The 20,154-nt window shown below is 45.4% G+C and carries 14 protein-coding genes; 7 read left to right on the forward strand and 7 right to left on the reverse strand.

The features are described from left to right. Positions 1–493 (forward strand): helicase-related protein (locus RIC07_RS20770; protein ID WP_446396180.1); only part of this gene is annotated, 493 nt, incomplete at its 5' end. A 308-nt stretch (positions 494–801) separates the two neighbouring features. Here RIC07_RS20770 and RIC07_RS20775 read toward each other — a convergent pair. Then, complete coding sequence (locus tag RIC07_RS20775; RefSeq protein ID WP_446396181.1) at positions 802–3,114, reverse strand: response regulator; 2,313 nt, start codon at positions 3,112–3,114, stop codon at positions 802–804. Positions 3,115–3,649: 535 nt separating this feature from the next. Between RIC07_RS20775 and RIC07_RS20780 the strand changes: the two genes are divergently transcribed. Together RIC07_RS20780 and RIC07_RS20785 are read left to right on the forward strand one after the other, a co-directional pair. After that, a complete protein-coding gene (locus RIC07_RS20780; protein ID WP_446396182.1) occupies positions 3,650–4,216 on the forward strand; it encodes a helix-turn-helix domain-containing protein in 567 nt (188 codons plus the stop codon). Positions 4,217–4,437: 221 nt separating this feature from the next. Next, the gene (locus RIC07_RS20785; RefSeq protein WP_446396183.1) at positions 4,438–7,923 is read left to right on the forward strand and encodes a WD40 domain-containing protein; all 3,486 of its coding nucleotides are present in this window, start codon (positions 4,438–4,440) and stop codon (positions 7,921–7,923) included. A 290-nt stretch (positions 7,924–8,213) separates the two neighbouring features. Here RIC07_RS20785 and RIC07_RS20790 read toward each other — a convergent pair whose 3' ends face one another. After that, positions 8,214–9,536 carry an AAA-like domain-containing protein gene (locus tag RIC07_RS20790; protein WP_446396184.1) on the reverse strand — a complete coding sequence of 441 codons (1,323 nt, stop codon included), beginning with the start codon at positions 9,534–9,536 and terminating at the stop codon, positions 8,214–8,216. 508 nt (positions 9,537–10,044) lie between these two features. Between RIC07_RS20790 and RIC07_RS20795 the strand changes: the two genes are divergently transcribed. The 3 genes from RIC07_RS20795 to RIC07_RS20805 all read left to right on the forward strand — a co-directional run bounded on the left by RIC07_RS20795 (position 10,045) and on the right by RIC07_RS20805 (position 14,262). Then, entirely contained in the window at positions 10,045–11,481 is a 1,437-nt protein-coding gene (locus RIC07_RS20795; protein WP_446396185.1) for a sodium/glutamate symporter, read from the forward strand. A 311-nt stretch (positions 11,482–11,792) separates the two neighbouring features. Further along, positions 11,793–12,287 carry a hypothetical protein gene (locus RIC07_RS20800; protein ID WP_006102841.1) on the forward strand — a complete coding sequence of 165 codons (495 nt, stop codon included), beginning with the start codon at positions 11,793–11,795 and terminating at the stop codon, positions 12,285–12,287. 157 nt (positions 12,288–12,444) lie between these two features. After that, positions 12,445–14,262 carry an ABC transporter ATP-binding protein gene (locus tag RIC07_RS20805; RefSeq protein ID WP_446396186.1) on the forward strand — a complete coding sequence of 606 codons (1,818 nt, stop codon included), beginning with the start codon at positions 12,445–12,447 and terminating at the stop codon, positions 14,260–14,262. 127 nt (positions 14,263–14,389) lie between these two features. Here RIC07_RS20805 and RIC07_RS20810 read toward each other — a convergent pair whose 3' ends face one another. From RIC07_RS20810 to RIC07_RS20830, 5 genes are all read right to left on the reverse strand, one after another. Beyond that, positions 14,390–15,247 carry a bifunctional class I SAM-dependent methyltransferase/HIT family protein gene (locus RIC07_RS20810; protein WP_446396187.1) on the reverse strand — a complete coding sequence of 286 codons (858 nt, stop codon included), beginning with the start codon at positions 15,245–15,247 and terminating at the stop codon, positions 14,390–14,392. A 135-nt stretch (positions 15,248–15,382) separates the two neighbouring features. Further along, positions 15,383–15,985, reverse strand: a complete 603-nt coding sequence (locus tag RIC07_RS20815) for a vWA domain-containing protein (protein ID WP_446374482.1) — start codon at positions 15,983–15,985, stop codon at positions 15,383–15,385. A gap of 196 nt (positions 15,986–16,181) precedes the next feature. Further along, positions 16,182–16,799 (reverse strand): vWA domain-containing protein, encoded by a 618-nt coding sequence (locus RIC07_RS20820; RefSeq protein WP_446351687.1) that lies wholly within the window; start codon positions 16,797–16,799, stop codon positions 16,182–16,184. Between the two features lie 422 nt (positions 16,800–17,221). Beyond that, positions 17,222–18,229, reverse strand: a complete 1,008-nt coding sequence (locus RIC07_RS20825) for a hypothetical protein (RefSeq protein WP_446396188.1) — start codon at positions 18,227–18,229, stop codon at positions 17,222–17,224. Between the two features lie 85 nt (positions 18,230–18,314). After that, positions 18,315–19,250: a serine hydrolase gene (locus RIC07_RS20830; RefSeq protein ID WP_446396189.1), complete on the reverse strand. Its 936-nt coding sequence runs from the start codon at positions 19,248–19,250 to the stop codon at positions 18,315–18,317. 37 nt (positions 19,251–19,287) lie between these two features. Here RIC07_RS20830 and RIC07_RS20835 point away from each other — a divergent pair, with 37 nt between their 5' ends. Further along, the gene (locus RIC07_RS20835) at positions 19,288–19,980 is read left to right on the forward strand and encodes a C40 family peptidase (RefSeq protein ID WP_446396190.1); all 693 of its coding nucleotides are present in this window, start codon (positions 19,288–19,290) and stop codon (positions 19,978–19,980) included. Positions 19,981–20,154: the final 174 nt, after the last annotated feature.

Genomic DNA, 20,154 nt, shown 5'->3' on the forward strand with positions numbered 1-20,154 from the left:
GCTAAATGCGTTTCGGGATAATCAGACGCAAATTATTGTCTCCACCACAGTAATTGAGGTAGGGGTAGATGTCCCCAATGCGACGGTGATGATGATTGAAAATGCGGAACGGTTTGGCTTGTCGCAGTTGCACCAATTACGAGGGCGGGTGGGACGCGGTTCCCATCAATCCTATTGTTTATTAATGAGTGGGTCGAAAACCGATACAGCGCGTCAGCGTTTGGGGGTGTTGGAACAGTCCCAGGATGGCTTTTTTATCTCGGAAATGGATATGCGGTTTCGCGGTCCTGGGGAGGTATTAGGGCGGCGTCAGTCAGGATTGGCGGATTTTGCTTTAGCCAGTTTGGTGGAAGACCAAGAGGTGTTGAATTTGGCAAGAGATGCGGCGGAGAAGATTGTGCTGGAGGATAAGGCGTTGGAGAGTTTGCCGTTGATGAAGGAAGAGTTAGACTATCGATATTCTAAGTTAATGGGTGGGGCGATTTTAACCTGAAGGAAATACCTGGAGAGAATCACCCTCATCCCCTAGCCCTTCTCCCACCCTGACAGGTGTAGGTTTTTTATTTTAGGGTGGAGACTAGACTTGGGGGACAAGGAAGGAAAGAAGACAAGGGGGAAAGAAAAAAAGGGGTAAAAATATGCCAAAATAGGGTCTTCCGGACTTAGTGTGCTAAACTATCAGTTTCAATGAATCAGAAAGCTTACCAAACAAGGACTGTAGCTTTTAATCGCCTCAAAACGAATTGAAATCCGGGTAAAAATTGTTAAAGCTATTGCTGTCCAATGTTCTGGCAAATACAACTAATAATTTAGCACACTAACTACGGAAGCCCCTAATATTATAGGAATTTTAATTATAAATTCACTGCCTTGACCTAAAGCAGAAATACAACGAATTTCGCCTTTGTGTTTTTCAACGACAATCTGATGACTTACAGCTAATCCTAAACCCGTGCCTCTACCCACAGGTTTTGTGGTGAAAAAAGGCTCAAAGATATGCTGACGTACCTTGTCACTCATACCAATTCCGTTATCTTTAATCCGAATGATGATAGATGGAGGCAGTGTAGAGTTAGGAGTAGAGAGTTCAGTTGTGATGGTAATTGACCGCGTTGCTGATTGATAGTCTAAGGCTTCAATTGCATTATCGAGGATATTGAAAAAGACCTGATTTAGCAGACTGGCATAACAAGTCACTTGCCGAAGTTGACCATAGTGCTTAATCACTTTGATTTCTGGGCGATTGCCCTCAGCTCTAAGTCTAGACTGTAAGATAAATAGGGTATTGTCAATACATTCATAAATATCAACGGGTTTTAACTGGGCTTCATCTAATTTGGAAAAGCTTTTAAGGGAGCGCACAATTTTCTCAATGCGTTCAATGCCAATTTGCATAGACTGAATCAGTTTATCCCAATCCTCAACCAGAAACTCTAAATCAATCTCCTCACTCAGTTGGTGAATTTCTGCTGTGGGTTCAGGATAGGTATTTTGGTACAGTTGCACCAGTTTTAATAGGTCTTGGAAATAGGTGCGGGCATAGCTAATATTGCCATAGATAAAGTTAGCAGGGTTGTTAATTTCATGGGCGATTCCTCCAACGATTCGTCCTAAACTCGACATTTTCTCGGTTTGGATCAGTTGGGCTTGGGTGCGTTTTAATTGTTTTAGGGCTTCTTGTAGCGCCTGGGATTTTTGGCGTTCTCGGGTTTCTGATTGTCGTAGCGCGAGTTCGATTTGTTTGCGATCGCTAATATCAATTGCTGCACCTAGGGTTTGTCGCGTTGTCCCGTCTGCATTCTGTTTAAACACTGTTTCTTGGGCAAATAGCCAACGCCATTCCCCATTTTTGTGGCGCATCCGATACTCTAACTCAAAGACATCACCAATCTGGGCATATTTGATCCGGTGTTGATGATCCCAAACGATGTCGAAATCATCCGGGTGCATCAGTATCGAGAGAACCTGGTTCCCCATGTCTTGAATTTCTGCGGGGGTATAGCCTAAAATTGTATGGATTTCTCGGTTGGTATAGACATTGCGTCTTTCTACCCAATCATGAATATAGATAATATTTGGATTCGCCTCATTAATTGCCTTTAACCAGCGCTGGGAGTCTTGCAGGGCTTGAGCAAGTTGCTGGCGTTCAATTCCCACCGCGATTTCATGGGTAATAGAGGCTAAGGTATCCAGGGTGGTTTGATGGAAAGGATGACGGGAACATAGTGCCATCACTCCCACCAGATCAGCTTCCACAATCAAGGGATAACCTGCAAAGGATACTATTCCTTCCCATCTTGCCCATTCGGGATCACTGATGTTTGGATCATTAGCGATATCATTACTCAGGTAAGGTTGACGTTGACTGGCAATGTGCCCAATGATTGAATCACCCACTAAGACTTGAGCGTGAGTCCCGTCAGTATGGGTGTATAATCCTGCTGAAGCTTGCAATTCCAGGATATTGTCCTGGGAGTTTAGCGTCCAAATTTGGGCAAATGCGACATCTAAATGGTCCACTAACGCTTGAGTACAGCGAAATAGCATCGCCGATAATTCAGTTTCCTGACTTAAGGCTAATCCGATATCGGAACGTAAGGCTAACCGTCGCGTTTGTACCGCTAACTCTACTTCTGCTTGTTTGCGATCGCAAATTTCTTGTTGCAGTTGGATATTTTGTTGTTGCAGTTGCAGGGTTAAGAAACGGAGATGCAGGTGAGTTTTAATCCGGGCTAACACCTCATCGACTTGCATGGGTTTGGTGATGTAATCAACCGCCCCTAACGACAAGCCTTTGACTTTCGCCTCAGAATTCGATGTATCTGTTGCTGCTGTCATAAAAATGACCGGGATATCTTTGGTTTTTTCCCAGGTTTTGAGATGGCGGCAAGTTTCAAATCCATCCATTTCTGGCATCATCACATCCAGTACGATCAAGTCTGGAGTCAACTGTTCTAGGAGTTTCAAGCCTTTGATACCACTCTTAGCGATTCGCACTTCATAGCCAGTATTTCGTAAACAGTCTGAAATCGGTTTCAGATTTTCGACCCTATCGTCAATCAGCAAAATTGTTGCCTGTCTAGGAAAATATTGGCGAGTTGCATTGATGGTCATGAACCTATTCTGAGTATTTGCAGCCAACTGTTTATTGCATTTGATGGTATTTTGCTTTTCTGAATACCCAACAATATGGACTTGCGACGAGAATGACTATGATAACTATGGAAGTGATAAGTGTAGCTTATTCTATTTAGCTTATAGCAAGTCTTTCGAGTTGTCAAGACAACAATAATAACTGAAAAATATGACGTTTCTGACCTTCATTGAAATAAACACCTTACTTTTCTGACCTTTTCATTGCCAGAAAAATGATATATATAGAAGTATAGCGGATTAGAATTATCAGCCTTAAAATTTAGGCTGAGTATACAGGCGACACCAGGAATTAGACTGATCGTTGTCTGGATACTGAAAGGGTAACTAACTATTACATTATATTTATCACTTCCAATTTCTTTCCTTGTCTTGAATACCCCGTTCGGATGAAGTAGTCGAATGGGGTCTATGTCAACCTGTTTGAACACAGTTTAATTCCCTTTGAATCAAGGTTAAAGTATCTTCCGGTTTCTCTTGGGACAGAAACCCATAAATGTGGGTATACATTAAAGTTAACCGAACAAAGGGATTAATAAATACCATCGAGCAATTTTACCGAGCTTTGCAATTTGTCATGGAGATGAAATTTTGTAGTCCAGAAAAACACAAACGGACACTTCAATATACGAGTAACGTTACTAAAGCAGAAAAAATAAATGAATTGAACGACTTTATTTTTAAAAGTCAAGATGTGAGAGAATGCAAAAGAGCTGAAGCCGTGAAACTGAGACTATTAGGACTCAACTACCAAGAAATAGCCAATAAGCTAGGCGTCTCTATTAGTTTTATTGCAAAAGTTCAAAGACAATACACTGCAAGAGGAATCGACGGAATTAAACTCAAATACAAGGGTTCAAAGGGTTATCTAATGCCTACACAACAAGCCGAAATAGTTCATTGGATTAATCACCCAGAACACCGTAAACTTTCGGCATTAAAGAGGCATTTGAAAGATGACTATGATGTTGTTTTTAAATCCAAGGAAAGTTATTATAAAATCTTGAGGGAGAGTCAATTTGGCTGGCGACAAGGGAATAAACCTAAAAAGCATAAAAATTAATAAGTAGGTGGACATAATTAACCTGAACGGTGAAAAACTCGCTTTCGTCAGAAGCAAGCTACGTCATTCGGGTCGGTTCTGGCGGTTCATCAAAAAGATAAATTTAGGACTTAAGGACACACGCCATTTATGGTAGGGGCACGATATTATCGTGCCCCTACAGGTAGCTCCCCTAAACCTCCATAGAACGTTAAAATTAGTTCATATCTCAATCCAGGAATATGAGCCATCATCCCTATCAGGTAGGAGGAAGTCTCACTGTAGATAACGCCACCTATATTTCCCGTCAAGCCGATCGCCTTCTCTATGATGCCCTATTCCAGGGAGAATTCTGCTATGTCTTCAATGCCCGACAAATGGGCAAATCTAGCCTCCGAGTCAGAATCCAGCAACAGTTACACGAACAAGGCTATCGCTGTGTCTATCTAGATATGACTCAACTGGGCAGTGAACAGGTGAGTCATCAGCAGTGGTATCGGGGCATTATGTTGGCAATTGTCAGCAAACTTCAGCTATTGGGGAAAATTCCTCTCAAACAACGCTGGCAAGACTGGGAAACTTTGCCGATGGTGCAACAATTGGGGGTGTTAATGGATGAGATCCTTACCCAACTCCCCCAAACCCGACTCTTTATCTTTGTCGATGAAATTGATACAATTCTCAGCTTATCCTTTCCGGTCAATGATTTCTTTGGCTTTATTCGGTATTGTAACGAATTACGCCAGAATCAAGCCACCTATCAACGATTAACCTGGGCATTATTTGGCGTGGCTACCCCATCGGATTTAATTCGCGATCGCACTCGCACCCCGTTTAATATTGGTCAGGCAATTGATTTAAATGATTTTCACTTAGAAGAAGCCTATCCCCTGCTGCGATATTTCCCGGATTATCTACCCAATCCAAAAGGAATTCTCAAAGCAATTCTCCATTGGAGTGGCGGTCAACCGTTATTAACTCAAAAACTCTGTCAACGGGTGGTTGAGTTGAGTACAATGGCAACCGCATCCAATCTGAGTCTTCCTTCGGGTACAGAAGACCAATGGATTGCAGAAATTGTCAAAACCCAGATTATTGACCATTGGGAATCCCAAGACAATCCTGAACATCTCCGCACCATTCGCAATCGTCTACTCTATGACGAACAACGCGCCGGACGATTATTAGGCTTATATCAACAGATTTTAGACAAAGACGGCATTATTAGTGATGACAGTCCCGAACAAACGGAATTACGACTATCGGGATTAGTGGCGAAACGAAACGGAAAATTACAGGTCAAAAACCCGATTTACCAAACCATCTTTAATCAGGAGTGGATTCAAAATCAATTCAATCAATTACGTCCCTATTCCCAAGCTTTAAATGGCTGGGTTGCCTCAAATTGTAGCGATGAGTCTTGGTTATTACGGGGAAAAGCCTTACAAGAGATGTTAATCTGGGGAAAAAATCAAAGCCTTAGCGATTTAGACTACCGTTTTCTATCCGCCAGTCAAGCCTTAGAACGCCAAGAAAGCCTTGCCAAAGCTGAAGCCGCCCGCCTCCAGGAAGTAGAAGCCCGTCTAGCCATTGAACATCAGCGCAACCAAGAACAGCAACGCAGTTTAAGGCGACAGCGCCTATTATTAGCAGGGGTCAGCAGTGCCTTAGTGATTGCGGCTGGATTAGGAATTTTTGCTTGGTATCAATATCGTCGGGCATCGGTGCGGGAAGCCGAAGCTATTGTACAAACCGCTGAAGCCTTATTTGCCTCAGATCAACCCTTTGAAGCCTTATTAGAAGCCATTCGCGGTCAACAGCAACTCAAGGGCTGGCAACGGGTGAATCCCGCCGTACAATCTCAAGCCGATGCAATTTTAGAACGAGTGGTGTTAAATATTCATCAGCGCAACCGTTTGGATGGACATGAAGCAGCCGTTCTCACCGTTGATATTAGTCCCGATGGACAAACCATTGCCACAGCGGGAGTCGATACAAGGGTTAAATTGTGGAATCGAGACGGCAAGCTACTCTCGACATTTAAGGCACATGAGGCGACAATTCGAGTGGTCAAATTTACCCCGGATGGTCAATTTCTGGCGACGGGGGCTGATGATGGCAAGATTCACCTTTGGACTCCCTCTGGCACATTAAAACGCACGATTAAAAGCGATTTAAATGGGATTTGGGATTTAGCATTTAGTCCCGATGGACAAACTTTGGTGGCGGTTGGACGTCCCAGTATCATGGAATTTTGGCAAATTGATGGGACTCCTATCGATCACTTTAAGATCACGCCATCGGGGGGATTATCGGTGAGGTATAATCCCCAGGGGAATCTAATTGCTATCGGCGGAAATGACGGTACCATAACCCTTTTCCATCGGGATGAACAGCGACAACAGATCATCAAGGCTCATCAGGCGGAAATTAATGCGGTTGCCTTTAGTCCTGATGGAGAACAATTGGTGACAGCTAGCCAAGATCAAACGATTAAACTGTGGCGCAAGGATGGTACGTTGCTGAAAACCTTGACTCATCATAGCGCGGGCATTAGAGATATAGATTTTAATCCAGATGGGCAAACCTTTGTGGCGGGTAGCCACGACAAAACCCTGTCGTTGTGGACTCGTCACGGTACGTTACTCAACACCTTCAAAGGGCATCAATCCGCTATTTGGGGCGTCGCCTTTAGTCCCGATGGCAAGATGCTGGCGTCAACTGGCGCGGATAATACAGTCCTGCTGTGGCAGATTCACCATCCTTTCCATCAAACTGTACACGGAGCGGGGGGAAAAGCATTAAAGGCGATTTACAGCCATGATGGACAACGCTTAGTCACGACTGGGGATCAAGATAATTTACTGTTAACTTCAACCTCTGATTTAATGATTAAATCTCTGGATTCTCAACAGGCAGTCGTCAGGAATTTATCATTGCATCCAACCCAAGACCAACTGTTATCGACTGGAATGGATCAGACGATCGAAATTCGCCAGCTAGATGGCACCATTTTGCAAACGATTCAGGATCGTGATGAGGTGGTCATGGGGGCTGATTGGCATCCCAGTGGCGAGGAAATCGTCTCAGCCACCGCCTCGGCTCATATCTATCGCTGGAATACCCAGGGTAAAAAGCTGACAGGTTGGTTAGGTCACTCCGCCCCGATTTGGGATATTCGCTATAGTCCCGATGGCAGTCAGTTTGCCACCGCTGGGAATGATACTACGGTAAAACTCTGGAGTCGAGAGGGCAAGTTACTGCACACCCTCAACCATGATTCAGCCGTGTGGCGAGTGGCATTTAGTGCCGATGGGGACTATCTGATCTCTGGGAGTGGGGATAAAACGGCGAAAATTTGGCGCAAAGACGGTACATTCGTCACCACCTTAACGGGACATCAGGCGGCGGTTTGGGGGGTGGCGTTTAGTCCCGATGGCACGTTAGCAGCGACGGCTAGCATTGATGAAACGGTGAAACTCTGGACGATGGATGGGGAATTATTAGCTACCCTTAAAGGTCATACATCGGGGATTCGCAGTCTGGTGTTTCGTCCCGATGGACAGGTGTTGGCTTCAGCCGGAGATGATCAGGCGGTGGTGTTTTGGAATATTGCCAACATTTTAAACCTGCAACCGTTAGACTATGCTTGCGATTGGGTTAAGGATTATCTTGATACAAACTCCCAAGTTACAGATAAGCCGCGACAACTTTGTCCACCGGGTTAACTAGGGCTTGCTGCACAAGCCTGAAACCATTACAAATAAAGAGTTAGGGGATGATTAAAGGTGCATCAGGTGCAAGGTTTTAAAACCCATAAGCTAGAAATCCTGGCATTTTTCGAGGATGCTTAAGCAGAATCTTCTCCCATCAGGGGGTTGAAATTGTTCCCTGTTCCCTGTTCCCTGTTCCCTCCCCTCACCACAAAACTTATTCAGCAGCCCCTAACTATCATGTCCGGTGGAATACATCGATTAGGACGTTCGGCACCATTGTAGAGACGTTCCATGGAACGTCTCTACAATGAATAATGGGTCAAAAAATAGTTGCGATAGAGTTCACAGGGGGGACTTGCCATCAAGCCTTGCAGTTGCACCAAACTCAGTCCTTCTAAACGATGAGCAGTTTCAGCATCGAGGAGAATTGGCTGGGGACTCGATAAGACTTGTTCAAAGGCTTGCTCTAACTGTTTATCCTGTGTCAATATCATCCACAGTTGCTCCAAATATTCCCCATAGATCCCTTTAGCTGTAGGGGCTTCTGCTAATAGTTTTTCTAATGATAAATAGCCGGAACGTAACCAGTAAAACGCCAATTGAAGTAAGTAAGGATGACCCCCGACTAGAGCAACTAAAGGATCTCGGGTTTCTATCCCGACTTGCTCAAGTTGATAACGCTGCGCTAATTCGTGAATTTGAGGGCGGGTTAAAGGGGGCAAGGTTAACGGAATTCCGACATTAAAAGGGGATTGGTGAGGCTGAATTGCTAAGGTTAATTCGATGGAATAGGCAATAATTAACCGTAATTTTTGCCAATTTCCTGGGGTACGGGCTTGTTCGTACCAATGCCGCACCATGGAGAAAAAATGACTGGCTAAGTCGGGATAGTCAAACAGAGTATGCACCTTGTCAAAGGCAATAACTAGAGGCGTGTCAACTGCATTGAGGCAATACTCTTGCATATAAACCGTGCAACTCATTTTACTCCCAGCCCCCTCAAACCAATAGTCGTCAAATTTGGGAGCTAAGTTCAACTGTTGGCTAATCGCCCAACAAATCCATTGCAAAAATTGCTTCAAATCGTTGAGCATTGAGGGTTCTGCCTGTTGGACATTTACTAAAACCGTTTGCATTTCCTGCTGATCAGCAATGCCGAACAGACGATGAATTAAAGAGGTTTTGCCCATCCGTTGTGGTGCTTTCAGACGCATCAAGCTCCCGGCTTGATTCAGGGTGGTAATGGCTAAGGTTTCTATGGGGGGACGCTCAATATATAAAGGTGACGTAGCGGGAAGAGGACGACCGGGAAAGTCGAGTTCTGCTATTGTGGTATTTGGTTGAGTTTTTCGCTGATAGAGTTCGGTGTTTCCTTGAGAAAACTGCGTTAACATAAACGCCAGATTTCGCTTGTTAATGTCACAGTTTAATCTTTGAGAGAGTGCCAGCCAAAGGTGAGAGCCAATGTCTTTAATATAACCCGAATCATATCCCGTTTCTTTAGCAATTTCTCGATATAATTTTCCTGACAACGCCCTGTCTAACACAATGGTCTCAATCTGGCTGAGTTTTCTGGGAGCAAGAATTGTTTTAACCCATTCAAGTGTTTCTTTTTGGCTATGCATTTTTAGGCAGAGAGGTCAAGATTACAGAAAAACTGGTTAATTGTAAATCCTCAAATTTAGAACGATTTTATCAGATCCGATAGTTTTGCAAAGATTAGCGATCACTGACAAACTCAATTAAATACCCATACCCCATCGCTGATGTTATGAATATCTGAGATCTGTTAATATCAAAACATAATTATAAATCAATATGGCTTTGTTGTTATATAGCAGTGTATTAGGATCAGGCAAGTCGGGAATTTTCTCGCCCACTATCTTTCCCTGACGAACGCTAAAATAAGCCTGATTCTGCACGTCCAAGGTGATACGCAAGGAAAAAAAGTGTTGACTGAACCCTAAGTAGAATGTCACTGATTTAAGGTGGGTGGGCAATGCCCACCCTACGGCATATCCAAGGTTTTGGCGATTTCCTCATGCTTATTTCAATGCCATTCACCCTAAGTACAACGCTTGAGTTGCTTAAAGCCAAGATAAAATCGAACATTACAGCATATTTAGTTTTTCCATGCTTAACCTTAAAGATGCCCTTTTCGCCTTTATCTTGGTTGCACTCCTAATTCTAGTGGGGCGGTTTATTCACCAAAAAATCCGTTGGATACAGAAACTCTACATCCCCGAATCCATTGTCGCGGGTGTGGTGGCGCTGGTGTTGGGACCCCAAGTTTTGGGTGCGATCGCAAATCCAAATTCACCCCTAGCCAATGGTGTCTTCCCTGAGTCCATTCGGGAGGTGTGGTCACAGTCTCCTGGGGTGTTTATCAATATCGTCTTCGCCGCTTTGTTTCTGGGTGAATCCATTCCCCATCCCCGAGACATCTGGAATAAGGCTGCACCTCAGGTTGTATTTGGTCAAAGTTTGGCGTGGGGACAATATGTGGTGGGGATCTTACTCACCTTGTTCATTCTGATTCCTGTCTTTGGAATCGATCCCACAGCAGCCGCTTTAATTGAAATTGCCTTTGAAGGGGGACATGGTACAGCCGCAGGTATGGCGGGAACATTTCAAGAGTTGGGGTTTCCCGATGGCGCTGACTTGGCTGTCGGATTAGCCACGGTGGGGATTGTGTCGGGGATTGTCACGGGAACCATATTGGCGAATTGGGGGAGACGCCAAGGCTATGTGCAAAGTGTTGAGCAAAACGTAGCTGAACCGGAATGGTTTGAGGATTACACCCACAGTGAAACCCCACAAATCCGCAGGGCGCGATCGCGCTTGATGCGGAATATGTTGGTTGATCCGCTGTCGCTGCACTTTGGCTTCGTCGGATTAGCGATCGCGATCGGGTGGCTGATTCTGCAAGGATTAATCTGGATCGAGTCGGTGACATGGGGTATAGGCGGATTTGAAATGATGACGTATGTCCCCCTCTTTCCCATGGCGCTAGTTGGCGGGATTATTGTCCAGTTGCTGATGGAACGGTTAGGACTCCATCCGCTAATTATTCGCCCTTTAATGAATAATATTGCTGGAGTCGCCTTAGATATTGTCGTCGTTACCGCCTTAGCCACTATTTCTCTAACTGTACTCGGAGAAAACTTTGGTTCCTTTCTGCTGCTGAGTGTCGCTGGGATAACTTGGAATATTTTTGCCTTCCTTTATCTCGCCCCTCGCGTGATTCCTTCCTACTGGTTTGAACGGGGGCTGGGTGATTTGGGACAATCCATGGGCGTCACCGCTACGGGTATTTTATTATTGCGAATGGTTGACCCAGACAATCGTTCTGGTGCCTTTGAAAGTTTTGCCTACAAACAGTTGTTTTTTGAACCTATTGTTGGCGGTGGATTGTTCACCGCAGCTGCGCCGAGTCTAATTGCTAGATTTGGTTTGGTTTCCATGTTGTTGATCACGGGAGGACTTCTAGCTGCTTGGCTGATTTTTGGATTTCTCGCCTTTGGTAAGCAGGCGAGACGAGCCAGAAAAGCGGAAAAGGGGATTGAGTAGGGACAAGGGGAGCTGGGGAAGCTGGGGAAGCTGGGGAAGCTGGGGAAGTTAACTCAAAACTCTACCTTACCTGTTCCCTGTTACACACCGAGCGTGTTACCGAGCGTGTTGCCGAGCGTGTTACTGAGCGTGTTGCCGAGCGAAGTCGAGGTAAGCGTTCGACTGAACTTCGACAGGCTCAGGGCTCCGCGCTCACGCCGAAGTCCGAGGAGTTCCCTATTCCCTGTTCCGTCTTCTGGAGACAAATGACGTAGCTTGCTTCTTTTCGGGAGCGAGTATGCTATCCGTCTGCTTTTACATTTGTAAGATCCATGCTCACACATCACCGCTTACCTGTTTGTCTTTCGGTTGTATCCACTGATCTGCCGATTTGGTTCACCATCGAAACAGCAGCGACACTGTATCAAAAAGAACGCGATCGCTTTCACTTACTCTTGAGAGAACCCCCACTCCCAGAATGGGAATCCCGACATCCCCCCCAAACTAGCCCAACGGATGTCGTCAAGCGCACTCCCCAGCGACTTTTGTGGCTAGAAATTTCCCCCTATCGGATGATTATGACGATGCAGGCAAATGGTAATTTGAGTTATCGTCATCGTTGGGAGCGAGGGGTTTATGGTATCAGTCGTTATTGGCTTCATGAAAAGGCGACGAAGAAGCATCAGTCGTTGCAACTGCGAAACTATACGCGGATGCTGAAACTAGAGGGATACCCCTTACCCCAAAGCTTGGAACTTGACTATGAACTCTGGTCGGGTAAGGTGCGTCTGGGTCACTACCTTCTCCGGCTACAGATGTATCATTGATGGGATGGGGAATTAGGACAAGAGAATTTTGATTACCAATCCAGTTTTTGCTGGATTTATTAATTATTCGTTATAAATAGAAAAATATATTGTTATGCAACCAGAGAATAGAATTCCGCTGGGTTGATGAGACCAGTGCGGCTAGATCAGGAGCATCATGGCAACATTTCGAGATATTCTCACCTATTATCGACCGTACTGGGGCATCTCGATTTTGAGCATAACGGCTGCCAGTCTATTGGAAATAATTGATTTAGTGGTGCCTTATGCGATCGGGCAGATTCTCAATGTCCTATCCGATCAACCGTTGGATAGGCTGATGCAAACGGTAATCACCACAGTCGCCACCCTAACCCAAAATCCCGTCAATCAGTCCTTCTCTCTGACTGTGTTAGTGGGTATCATTTTTATCGTCACTGTCGTCAGGGCACCGATTCAACCCTGGCTAGGTAGCTGGTTTCACTGGGCAATCCCCTTACGCGCCCGTCACGATCAGTCAGAGAACGCCATCCGTAAAATTCTCACGCTTCCTCTAGAATTTTATGATGAAAATAATCCTGGACGAATTGCCGGACGACTAGCGAAAGGTCTAGCTAATCATACCTGGACGTATCCGGAAATTGCCGGACAACTGATTCCCAAACTGGCACGGGTATTGGGTATTTTTGTAGTGATCTGGTTCATTGAGTGGCGTATTGCCCTATTATTTTTGATTTCCTTTGTGTTTATCTTGGGATTCAGTCTTAAGAATCTCAGGGAACTGATTATTGAGGAAGGTTTATTAGATCACCATCAAGAAAATACGGAAAGTCGCACCTCAGAAATTATCACCAATATCAAAACCGTCAAAGCCTTTGCTACAGAAGCAACCGAACTCAACCGACAGCGTAAGCGTCTCAACCGAGAACTCAAATTTGTCTTGTATCGTATCCATTTGGGGTATGTAAAATTAGCCACCTGGCAACGAACGGTAATCCAAATCTGTGTCTTTTCTATTTTGGGGTTAACTCTGTTTGCCACGGTGCAAGGCAATATCTCGTTAGGGCATTTTATCACCACTTTAACCCTGTCCAGCATTGCCTATGCTGAACTCGAACCCATCAACGATCTTTCGGAAACCTTTGCCCGTCGCTATGCTTCTATGGTTCGCTTGCATGAATTTATGCAGCTTCCTGGGGGAAGAGATGCGGCGGGAATCGTTTTAGATCCTAGCGAAAACGCCAAATCCTATCAATTTCCGGGCAAAGTTGAGTTGCAGCACTTGAGTTTTAGTTATGATGCTAAGCGTCCCGTATTGCAGGATATTAATTTACGGATTGAACCCTGTCAAACGATCGCATTAGTTGGGCGATCGGGTTCGGGGAAATCTACGTTGGTTAAACTCTTATTTCGCTATTTTGAACCGGATCAAGGTAGCATTTTGATTGATGGTCTCGATATTCGCCAGTTGGATGTGACTGGGTATCGTCAACGTTTAGCGATCGTTCACCAGGATGTTGATGTATTTAACGGAACGTTGTTAGATAATCTAACTTACGGTAACCCCAACGTTAGCTTCCAGAAAGTGCAAGAGGCTTGTCGTATTGCCAGAGTAGACGAAGTGATCGATCAATTACCTAAAGGTTACTCCACTATAGTTGGTGAACGCGGTGTGCGACTCTCAGGCGGACAAAGACAACGATTAGGAATTGCCAGGGCGCTATTAGTTGAACCCGATGTCCTGATTTTTGATGAAGCTACCTCTAGTTTGGACTACGAATCCGAACGTTCGATTCAGTTAGCGATGCGAACGATTCAGGGAACCTGTACCACCATTATTATTGCTCATCGACTGAGTACGGTACGCGATGCCGATAAAATTGTGGTACTCGATCAAGGTAAGATTGTAGAAATCGGTAGTCATGATGAACTGTTGCGTCATGAAGGGATTTACTGGCGGTTACACTCACTGCAAGAAACCGGGGAGTTATACTGAATCCGAGTTAACTGTCCCCTTTTTGCTATAGCAGTAGACACATCGATGAGGACAAATGAACTGTTGTAGAGACGTTGCATGCAACGTCTCTACCAAATGATGTATCCTAACCGCTACGGCGTTATTATTAAATTTTTCGTTTAGGAATCGCATATCTGATTCCACCTTTTTTACCCCTAACATCTCCCTGGTAACGCGGGATAACATGAATACTCGTGTGCATCATCTTTTGTCCAGCTTCTCGATTCACATTGAATCCCACATTAAACCCATCGGGATGAAATTGTTCCGTTAAAAACTCTTGGACTTTGTTAACCATGAACCAGCAAGCCGATTGTTCTTTAAAGTCCAAATCAAAATAATTGGCAACATGACGTTTAGGAATCACCAGAACATGACCTTTACTGGCTGGATACCCATCAAACATGGCATAAGCCGTGGCTGATTCCGTCAGAACTCGCAGACTTCTGCGCGGGTTACAAAAGATACATTTATTGGACGAATGCCGTTGATAGTTATAATGAACATATTCGTAAATTTCGCAATACTCGTCTAGATGAATGGATTGGAAGGGAAGTTTTACGACGCACTGATACGTCGGTTTTTTATGAATATAATGTTCTCGAAATCCTTCTCTTTTCAGATCTCGCCTCACCGCATAATAGGCTTTTCCCCCCGGTTTCAACAAATGTGAAACGTTCATTAACACCGTTGCCTGTTCTTCAGCAAAGAGAACATTTAATACATAAAAGCAGAGGATAGTATCAAATTTAACAGTGGGATATTCGGGGAAATAGTAAGGGTCATATCCGGTGATATCAAAGCCTTTTTGCCGCAGACGTTTGACATCATTACCCAAACCACAACCAAAGTCGAGAATTTTACCCTGAAGCCGCTTTTGTTCGAGGAGAAGCTGTCCGGGAAAGGAGAGATAAACTCTGTCTTTAGCGGTGAGATGACTAAATTTATTGGCTTGCTTTTTCATCGGACAGGAATAGAGTTTGTAGTAAGCGCTTTAGCGCTTCTGGCACTAAAGTGCCTACTACGAACTCAGCTTAAGTCAACGACATTCGTATTAGGTTGGGTTGAGCGAAGTCGAAACAAATGAGCGGATTAGCGATTAATCGATGATCGCATTCACCAAGACTTCGGATAGTGTCATATCCGCCATATCGTCTAGGGTTGCAGTATCCGCAATATCAAACTTAGCACCTGCTTCTTGCAGTTCATCATCCAGAATATTGAGAAATCGCATGGCTGTGGGATCATTCCCGACTTGCATCAACGAAATCCCCAATTCTTCATCCCGATCCATTTGACGCGAGGCTTCAATAATCACCCGCATCACCGCTTTGCGATCGTCGGGTTCGCCATCAGTAACCACCAAAATTATTTCCCCATCGGGTTTGGCTTCTCCAGCCGCTTTGCGCTGAAAATAGTTATCTGTGGCGTCTTTGAGGACAGAGGCTAAATCTGTACGCCCCATCGGGTCATTTTCTTGAAAGATTTGAGTCACTTTATCCGAGGTGACATTATCATACCGTTTAAAGCGACTGGAAAACAGATAAATGGTGATACCATTCGCATCAAGCTGTTCGCATTTTCGGGCGACAGCTAAGGTAGATTCCTGAACCGTTTCCCAACGGGTTTTTCCACCAGGTTGATCCGGTGTGGACATGCTGCCGCTTTTGTCGATAATTAACGTGTAGTCTCGATCTGGCATAACAAACATCTATAAAGGGAACAGGGAACGGGGAACAGGGAACAGGGAAAACCAATGTTGCGCCCCTCTTGCTTTCAAAGGGGGGCTAGGGGGGATGGAGAGGGGCTGGGGGTGAGGGGTGTAGCTTAAGTTGACACGGATGGTATAACACTATTACTCAAACCGATAACTGGACTAAACCCACCCCGCTTAACGTTTAATCCTGAATCGCGTTCAGCAAGATTTCAGGTAACGTCATATCTGCCATATCATCTAGGGTAACGGTGTCAACGATATCAAATTTGGCACCCGCCCCTTGCAACTCATCATCGAGAATCTTGAGAAATCGCGTGGCTGTGGGATCGTTACCCACTTGAATCAGGGAAATTGCCAATTCTTCATCTCGATCAATATGGCGTGATGCTTCCACAATGACTCGCATCACCGCTTTGCGATCATCGGGTTCCCCATCTGTGATGACTAAAATGGTTTCGCCTTCGGGTTTGGTTTGTCCGGCTGATTTGCGCTGAAAGTAGCTATTCAGTGCATCCTGAAGTACACTAGCCAAGTCAGTCCGCCCCATGGGGTCATTTTCGAGGAAGATTTGCCCTACTTTGTCTGAGGTAACGTTATCGTAGCGTTTAAACCGACTGGAAAAGAGGTAAACGGTGATACCATCGGGGTCAAACTGTTCACATTTTCGGGCGAGGGCGAGCGTTGATTCTTGGGCGGTATACCAACGGGTTTGTCCACCCGGTTGATCCGGTGTTGACATACTGCCGCTTTTATCGATGATTAGAGTATAGTCGCGATTTTCCATAATTGAATCTGCCATAAGCTTTGTTATTGGTCATTTGTCTATTTGTCCTTTGTCGTTGATGCAACCCACTAAAGACTTGAGACAAAGGAGTGGGGGTCAGTTCGGAGGCGCGATCGCAAAACTATTGTTATTCAATAGCGTACCGTCTTTTGCGTTTAAACCGTGGGGGTTTACTGGTCCTCTGGGAGCGGGTTCTGAGAATCGGGTTCCAAATACATTAGATCTCCAAAGGAGATTGAAACGGGTTTGAACGGGCGACCCGAACCAATTGAGTGGAATGGTGTTGTTAATTTATTAGGACTTACGCTTTCTTTACGGCACAGGCACGCACTACCTGTAGGGGTACGGCATTGCCGTGTCCCTACTATATGTGGTGTTTGTGCGTAAGTCCTGTTTAGATCAGCGGGTCGCCCCTACAGATAGAAATTGGCTAGGAACTAGAAATCAGGAAAGGTGTAGCCGACGCCAAGGATAATCCCAATATCGGTCTGATCTTCGATAAAACCAATATTGATTGACCCGTTGGCGACAAAGGAACGCGACAAGGGTACATCCACACCCCCAGTGAGTAAAAATCCGATATTGTCATCGCTATCCGTTGACAAAGCAACACCTCCGCCTAAAAACGGGGCGAAGCGGACGGGTTCAAAGGGATCAACACGGGGAATAAGAAAGTCGTAAGTCAAGGGAACCATAAAGAGTGCATCATCGCCAACGATTACACCAGGTCGCAGGGATATATTACGAGACAAACCAATTTTGCCATTTATAACAAACCCAGCATCCCCTAACGCCGTCTCACCCCCATCGTCAGCATCAGCTTCAGTGACATCATCCTCTTCGGTTAAACCAATGTTGATACCAATCCCTAAATAGTTGGGAACGCCGCGAGTTCCTCGGCGGATATCCAAATCGGTTTGAGCCAAAGTCTGTGACTCATTCAACACGATTTCTGCGTCCTGAGTCGGCTGTAGGGTCAGCGCATCAGCCGAGGAGTTCAGTGATTCGGGGACAGATTGAGTCGCGATCGCATCCTCTTGAGTGATACGCTTTAGGGATGAGGCTGGAGAGTCTGCAACCGTTGGATTCAGCGAACTCTGAGCGGTAGCTGAATTGTTGGTGAGTCCTTTACTCCAGGACACAGAGGGAGTCGGTGAGTCTACCGTAGCACTGGGTATCGGTGTGACTTCTGGTAATGAAGACCCAGCCGGGAGATTAACTGCATCCTGAGTCAGTGCGGGGTCACCTGTCAATCGGTTAACCCAAGCATTGGCGGGTTCAGCCGTCCCCTCGGTGCGTACCTCAGCCGCAATGGATTCTAGGCGAGTCAATGATCCGCCGCCTGGACTGGAGACTTGAGCGTGAACAGGTAAGGGATGGTTCCCCATGGTGACTACCCCTAAACCAACGCCGTAAGTAACGGAGCGTAAAAGATTATGTTTCAAGGTCACTCCTCGACAAAAGATGTAAAGATTAAAATCAGCAAAACCGATTTGCTTATTATTGTCTAGGATTGCCGTTTCCTAGCCACTAAGTCAATATACTCATTGCGTTGACGACCTTTTGAGAAATAAAAGGAAGAAGGTCTTGATTTTGACTATGAGTTTTGCTTTCAGTGAATACAACCAGGAGATACGGTAATATCGATGGGATCTCGATGTAAGCCGCATCATGGCGCACTTGAGATGAACAGCCCGATTTAGACCATAACTGAGCCTCTGGCGGAAGACCACCGCCTAAGAATCCAGTAATCTGATAATTATCATCTTGGACATCGGCTGGCTTCAGATTGTGTTTAAGCAGACTCATCATCACCTGCGATCGCACGGAGGACACCGCCACGCCACCCACGATACTATGGAGGAGTCGTGCTGTAGCATTCGTGGTTAACATATTGCGATTTTCCATCAATGTTCCCATAAACAGCCGTTCCCGACCATAAGGTCCATCACTCCAGGTTTTTTGATTGACGTTAATCGACTCTAAGTCTTGCCAACCGAGGGATTGAAAGTAACGATTAACAATATTACGTTGTAGCTTCCAGGTTTCAAAGGGACCAGGGGTTAACTCTGGACCACTGGTGGTTCCACTCAAGATATCGACGACTAAACTTAAAGCATCATGGCTAGCATCAACCATCATCGCCCGAATCGCCCTTTCCAGTTCATCCGATGATTCAACCATGGCGCTTTCTAACCATTCTTGGATGGCGACCAGATAAAATAGGGCAACCAAATCGGCTGGATAAATTCGCTCAACCCCTCGATAACTAAAGCCTCGGACGGGATACTTCCAAAATTCATCAGCCGAAAGCGCCCCCCCTGTATTAACCGGAATCGGGGGATCATAGACCATCCAGGTGAGAGCGATTTGATTGCGGGCGAGTCCAGGAAACTCTAACCAAACGGCGTCGAGAATCTCTGTGCCAATTTTTTCCAGTTGGTCGTCCTTACGAAAGAATGTCATAATCTGCTCTCAACAAGTGATGTCAACGCTTACCAATATGGTGGTACTTCCAGAATTATCTGCATTAAAACATGGTGAGTACATCTGCCGTGTTAATTTAGACCTCTATGATTCTCCCGCCTGTGCGAGTTTAGCCACTCAAGCGGCGGCTGGACGTCATTTACACCCCTTGTTATCGACAGTGCGGGATCAGGCTGTCGAGGTGCAGTTATGTGAGGATGGATATCAGGCTTGGTTACGAGTCGAGGATATCAGTCAACTGGAAATTGCCTCTCAACCTTATCATGCGATCGCACTCTCCCGCCCTCAAATCCAAGAACGACTCCCAGAGGTGATTGCATTTACGAAGAAAGCCATGGATCAGCTGAATTATTACCTTTGGGGAGGGACAGTTGGACGCAATTATGATTGTTCAGGATTGATGCAAGCAGCATTTGCGGCGTCGGGAATTTGGTTACCTAGAGATTCCTATCAGCAGCAGGCGTTTACTCAATCAATTCCTTTGGCGGAAGCGCAAGCGGGTGATCTGGTTTTCTTTGGCACACCTGAGAAAATCAATCATGTGGGTCTTTTTTTAGGCGATGGCTATTATATTCACAGTTCGGGGAAAGAAGACGGTCGTAATGGGATTGGAATTGATCGGCTTTCGGCTCAAGCAGATAAGGTAAGTCAAACCTATTATCAGCGATTTAGGGGAGTCGGGCGGGTTATTGCTAGTTATTGTGCCTGATAAGTGGGTGGACACAATTAAAGTTAACGGTTTAGATTAGGGAACAGGGAACAGGGAACAGGGAACAGGGAACAGGGAACAGGGAACAGGGAACAGGGAACAGGGAACAGGGAACAGGGAACAGGGAACAGGGAACAGGGAACAGGGAACAGGGAACAGGGAACAGGGAACAGG

Source organism: Coleofasciculus sp. E1-EBD-02 (genome assembly GCF_040218245.1).
In the GTDB taxonomy this organism is placed as follows: Bacteria; Cyanobacteriota; Cyanobacteriia; order Cyanobacteriales; family Coleofasciculaceae; genus Coleofasciculus.